The following is a 5,513-nucleotide window of genomic DNA, read 5'->3' on the forward strand; positions in this document are numbered from 1 at the left end:
GGAGGCCGGCTTCCTCGCCAACGCCGTCGCCCCCGACGTGCTGCGGCTGGCGCCGTCCCTGGTGCTCACCGACGCGCAGGTCGACGCCTTCGTCGCCGCCCTGCCCACCGCCCTGGACGCGGCGGTGCACGAGTGACCCGCCACTTCCTCCGCGACGACGACCTCACCCAGGCCGAGCAGGCCGAGGTGCTGGCCCTGGCCGCGGAGCTCAAGCGCACCCGGCACACCGCGGCCGCGCCCACCCCGCTCCGCGCACCGAACGGCGTCCCGCGCGCGGTGGCGGTGCTGTTCGACAAGCCCTCCACCCGTACCCGGGTGAGCTTCTCCGTCGGCGTCGCCGAGCTCGGCGGGTACCCGCTGGTCATCGACGCCGCCACCAGCCAGCTCGGCCGGGGCGAGCCGATCGAGGACACCACCCGCGTGCTCGACCGGCAGGTCGCCGCGATCGTCTGGCGCACCTTCGGCCAGGACCGCCTCGAGGCCATGGCCGCGGCCAGCCGGGTGCCGGTGGTCAATGCGCTGACCGACGCGTTCCACCCCTGCCAGATCCTCGCCGACCTGCAGACCGTCGCCGAGCGCAAGGGCGCCCTGCCCGGGCTCACCATGAGCTACCTGGGCGACGGCGCCAACAACATGGCGCACTCCTACCTGCTCGGCGGCGCCACCGCCGGCATGCACGTGCGCATCGGCTCGCCGACGTCCTTCCAGCCCTCCAAGGAGGTGCTCGAACGCGCCGAGGAGATCGCGGCCGGGACCGGCGGCTCGGTGCTCTGGACCGATGACGCCGCGGCCGCCGCCGACGGCGCCGACGTCCTGGTCACCGACACCTGGGTGTCGATGGGGCGGGAGGACGAGTACGACGCCCGCGTCGCGCCGTTCCTGCCCTACGCGGTGGACGACGACGCGCTGGCCCGGGCCGCCGGCGACGCGATCGTCCTGCACTGCCTGCCCGCCTACCGCGGCCAGGAGATCTCCGCGTCGGTGATCGACGGGCCGCACAGCGCCGTGTGGGACGAGGCGGAGAACCGGCTGCACGCGCAGAAGGCGGTGCTCATCTGGCTCCTGGAGGCGAGTCGGTGACCACCGCCCTGACCCGTTCGGCCCGGCAGGCGCGCATCCGCCGGCTGATCGAGGCCCAGCCGGTCACCTCGCAGACCCAGCTCGCCGCGCTGCTCGCCGAGTCCGGCATCGAGGTCACCCAGGCCACGCTCTCCCGCGACCTGGAGGAGCTCGGCGCGGTGAAGATGCGCGGGTCCGACGGCGCCCCGGCGTCCTACGTGCTGCCGCCGGAGAACGCCCCGCTGCGGCCCGCGCAGGCCGCCCCCGCCCGGCTGACGCGGCTGCTGGCCGACCTGCTGACCAGCGCGGAGGGCAGCGCGAACCTGGCCGTCCTGCGCACACCGCCGGGCGCCGCGCAGTTCCTGGCCTCCGCGCTGGACAAGGTGGGCCTCCCGGACGTCCTCGGCACGATCGCGGGGGACGACACTCTGCTGGTCGTCTCCCGCGAGCCCGACGGCGGCGCGGCCCTGGCCGAGCGTCTGCGCGCCATGTCCCAGCGGACGCCGGCCGTCTACCCCGAACTGAAGAACGACCTGGAGGACCCCGCACCGTGAGCCCGGCCGACCCCGCCGCCGCGCCGCCCGCCGCCGCACCCGGCACCACCCGGCTCTGGGGCGGTCGCTTCGGCGGCGGCCCCTCCCCGGCGATGGCCGCCCTGTCGAAGTCCACGCACTTCGACTGGCAGCTGGCCCCCTTCGACCTGGCCGGCTCCCGGGCGCACGCCCGCGTGCTCCACCGGGCCGGGCTGCTCGCCGACGACGAGCTCGACCAGATGGTCGCCGCGCTCACCGAGCTCTCCGCCGAGGTCGCGGCCGGCACGTTCACCGCGATCGAGTCCGACGAGGACGTGCACGAGGCGCTCGAGCGCGGGCTCACCGAGAAGCTCGGCGCGCTGGGCGGCAAGCTGCGCGCCGGCCGCAGCCGCAACGACCAGATCGCCACCGACCTGCGGCTCTACCTCCGGCACACCGTCCGCGCCCTCGTCGGGGAGATCGCCGCCCTCGAGTCCGCCCTCGTCGACCTGGCCGACCGCCACCGCGACGTCGCCGCGCCCGGGATGACCCACCTGCAGCACGCCCAGCCGGTGCTCATCGCCCACCAGCTGCTCGCCCACGCCCACTCCTTCGCGCGCGACGTCGACCGGCTGCAGGACTGGGACCGCCGTACCGCCGTCAGCCCCTACGGCTCCGGCGCCCTGGCCGGCTCCTCGCTGCCGCTGGACCCCGACGCGGTCGCCGCCGAGCTCGGCTTCGACCGCGCCTCGGACAACTCCATCGACGGCGTCAGCGACCGCGACTTCGCCGCCGAGTTCTGCTTCGCCGCGGCCCTGCTCGGTGTGCACCTCTCCCGGCTGGGGGAGGAGGTCGTGCTCTGGACGTCGACCGAGTTCGGCTGGGCCCGCCTGCACGACGCCTGGGCGACCGGGTCGTCGATCATGCCGCAGAAGAAGAACCCCGACATCGCCGAGCTGGCCCGCGGCAAGTCCGGCCGCTTCGTGGGCAACCTGACCGGCCTGCTGACCATGCTCAAGGGCCTGCCGCTGGCCTACGACCGGGACCTGCAGGAGGACAAGGAGCCGGTCTTCGACTCCATGGAGCAGCTGCTCCTGCTGCTGCCGGCGGTCACCGGGATGGTCGCCACCCTGACTCTGCGGCCGGAGGTGCTCGAGGCCGCCGCGCCCCAGGGCTTCGCGCTGGCCACCGACGTCGCCGAGTGGCTGGTCCGCCAGGGCGTGCCGTTCCGGTCGGCGCACGAGATCTCCGGCGCGATGGTCGCCTACTGCGAGCAGCGCGGCCTCGAGCTCGACGAGCTCTCCGACGTCCAGCTCGCCGAGGTCGCCCCGGAGCTCACCCCCGGCGTCCGCGCGGTGCTGTCCGTCCGGGGCGCCCTGGCCGCCCGCAGGGCCCGCGGGGGGACGGCGCCCGAGCGGGTCGCCGAGCAGCTGGACACCCTCGGGGCGCTGGCCCGGTCGCACGCCGGGTGGGCGTCGTCCTCACCCGTGGCGGCGGCCCTCTGAGCGAGCCCGCCCCCGGGCCGCTGCTCACGCCGGGGGAGCTGCTCGGGCCGCCGGACGCCGTGGCGCCGACCCTGCTCGGCTGCTGGCTGGTCACCGACCGCCCGGCCGGCCGGGTCGCGCTGCGGATCACCGAGGTCGAGGCCTACGCCGGCGACGGCAGCGACCCGGCCGCGCACTCGCACCGCGGGCCGACGCCCCGGGCGGCGGTCATGTTCGGCCCTCCCGGACGGCTCTACGTCTACTTCAGCTACGGCGTGCACTGGTGCGCCAACGTCGTCGTGGGCGCCGAGGGTCAGGGGTCGGCGGTGCTGCTGCGCGCGGGGGACGTCGTGGTGGGGGAGGAGCTGGCGGCGGCCCGCCGTCCCGCCGCGCGCGCCGCCCGGGACCTCGCCCGCGGGCCGGCCCGGCTCACCCAGGCCCTGGCCATCGGCCCCGACGACAAGGACGCCGACCTCCTCGACCCGTCGTCCACGGTGCGGCTGCACCGCGGCGACCCGCCGGCGCAGGTCTCGGCCGGTCCACGGGTGGGGATCAGCGTGGCGACCGAGCTGCCGTGGCGGTTCTGGGAGACCGGCGGGGAGTCGGTGAGCGTCTTCCGCCCGGGCGGCAGGCCCCGCTCCCGGCGGGCCAGGCAGGATTGAGCCCGTGATCGACGTGATCGACGAGCTGCACCGCCGCGGGCTGATCGCCCAGAGCACCGACGAGGACGCCCTGCGCGCCCACCTGGCCGCCGGCCCGGTCACCTACTACGCCGGCTTCGACCCGACCGCTCCCAGCCTGCACGTCGGCCACCTGCTGCAGTTCATGGTGCTGCGGGCGCTGCAGCGGGCCGGGCACCAGCCCGTCGTCCTGGTCGGCGGCGCGACCGGCCTGATCGGAGACCCCCGGCCGACCGCGGAGCGCCAGCTCAACGACCGCGAGACCGTGGCCGGCTGGGTGGACAGCATCCGCACCCAGGTCGCGCCGTTCCTCGAGGTGCCGGCGGAGCGGGAGGGCCTGAAGGGACCGGTCTACGTCGACAACCTCGAGTGGACGGCGCCCCTGACCGCGATCGACTTCCTGCGCGACATCGGCAAGCACTTCCGGGTGGGCCGGATGCTGGCCAAGGAGGCGGTCGCCGCCCGGCTCAACTCCGAGGCCGGGATCAGCTACACCGAGTTCAGCTACCAGATCCTGCAGGCCAACGACTACCGCGAGCTGTTCCGCCGCCACGGCGTGACGCTGCAGACCGGTGGCTCGGACCAGTGGGGCAACCTGACCGCCGGCATCGACCTGGTGCGCCGGACGGAGGGTGCGACGGTGCACGCGCTGTCCACCCCCCTGGTCACCAAGTCCGACGGCACCAAGTTCGGCAAGACCGAGGGCGGCGCGGTCTGGCTCGACCCGGTGCTCACCTCCCCCTACGCGTTCTTCCAGTTCTGGCTCAACGCCGACGACGCCGACGCCCGCGCCTGGTTGCCGCTCTACTCCGAGCGCCCGGCCGAGGAGGTCGAGGCCCTGATCGCCGAGTCGGTGGAACGCCCCGCCGGCCGCGCGCTGCAGCGGGCACTCGCCGAGGAGCTCACCCGCCTCGTGCACGGCGACGACGAGCTCAGCCAGGCGGAGGCCGCCGGGCGGGCGCTGTTCGGCCGGGACGACCTCAGCGCCCTGGGTCCGGACACGCTCGGAGCCGCCCTGCGCGAGGCCGGCAGCGTCACCGTGGACGGCGGGACGCCGACCGTCGCCGTGCTGCTGCAGCAGACCGGCCTGGCCTCGAGTCTCTCGGAGGCCCGGCGGACGGTGAAGGAGGGCGGGGCGTACCTCAACAACGAGCGGGTGACCGACGCCGACGCCGTGCCCGGGGAGTCCGACTGGCTGCCCGGCGGCTGGCTCGTGCTGCGCCGGGGCAAGCGCGCCGTCGCTGGCGTGCAGCGCGTCTCCACCCAGGTGAACGGCGTGTGACGGGGCGGTTCCGGGCTGGTGTCGGGCGTCACGCCGTCGCGGTTTGACAGCCCGGACGACAGGCACGTAACTTTCTCTCTGCGCCCGGCGAGACCGGAGCGGGACGGGGACCGAGTCACCGCCCGCGGGTCGGACCAGGCGCCGCCAGCCCAGCAGCTGAGCGGGCCCCGGGACACAACCCGGGGGACGCCGGTTGCACTGGGTGCCGCCGCTCCGAGCGCCGAGCCCGGGTCTCCGACCCGCCGCTTGACGGACACAGCGAGCGGCGTAACGTGGAACAGCCGCCGCGATCGAGGGCCACCCGGCCGGGTGTCGCGAGCGTCCGCTCCTTGAGAACTCAACAGCGTGCCGAAAGTCAGTGCCAAGTATCAGACCCCTTTGTGGGTTTCTTTGGGTTGATGGATGTCGCGAGTGTCAGCTCGCGGTTCTCGGCCTGGTATCAAGCATCTACGGAGAGTTTGATCCTGGCTCAGGACGAACGCTGGCGGCGTGCTTA

The 5,513-nt window shown here is 74.7% G+C and carries 5 protein-coding genes; all 5 read left to right on the forward strand.

Annotated elements, in window-relative coordinates:
• Nucleotides 1-132 precede the first annotated feature (132 nt).
• From argF to tyrS, 5 genes are read left to right on the forward strand one after another with little or no spacing between them, the layout of a single operon-like run.
• Nucleotides 133-1,080: an ornithine carbamoyltransferase gene (argF, locus tag ACI78Z_RS24690; protein WP_457039182.1), complete on the forward strand. Its 948-nt coding sequence runs from the start codon at nt 133-135 to the stop codon at nt 1,078-1,080.
• Nucleotides 1,077-1,613: an arginine repressor gene (locus tag ACI78Z_RS24695; RefSeq protein WP_457039183.1), complete on the forward strand. Its 537-nt coding sequence runs from the start codon at nt 1,077-1,079 to the stop codon at nt 1,611-1,613. The genes argF and ACI78Z_RS24695 overlap by 4 nt, the downstream gene beginning before the upstream one ends.
• On the forward strand, nt 1,610-3,076 hold the full coding sequence (gene argH / locus ACI78Z_RS24700) for an argininosuccinate lyase (RefSeq protein WP_457039184.1): 1,467 nt from the start codon (nt 1,610-1,612) through the stop codon (nt 3,074-3,076). The genes ACI78Z_RS24695 and argH overlap by 4 nt, the downstream gene beginning before the upstream one ends.
• Complete coding sequence (locus ACI78Z_RS24705) at nt 3,040-3,717, forward strand: DNA-3-methyladenine glycosylase (RefSeq protein ID WP_457039185.1); 678 nt, start codon at nt 3,040-3,042, stop codon at nt 3,715-3,717. Before argH ends, ACI78Z_RS24705 begins: the two co-directional genes overlap by 37 nt.
• A 4-nt stretch (nt 3,718-3,721) precedes the next feature.
• The gene (gene tyrS / locus ACI78Z_RS24710; protein WP_457039186.1) at nt 3,722-5,017 is read left to right on the forward strand and encodes a tyrosine--tRNA ligase; all 1,296 of its coding nucleotides are present in this window, start codon (nt 3,722-3,724) and stop codon (nt 5,015-5,017) included.
• The last annotated feature ends 496 nt before the right edge of the window (nt 5,018-5,513 follow it).

The organism is Geodermatophilus sp. SYSU D01176 (genome assembly GCF_054050015.1).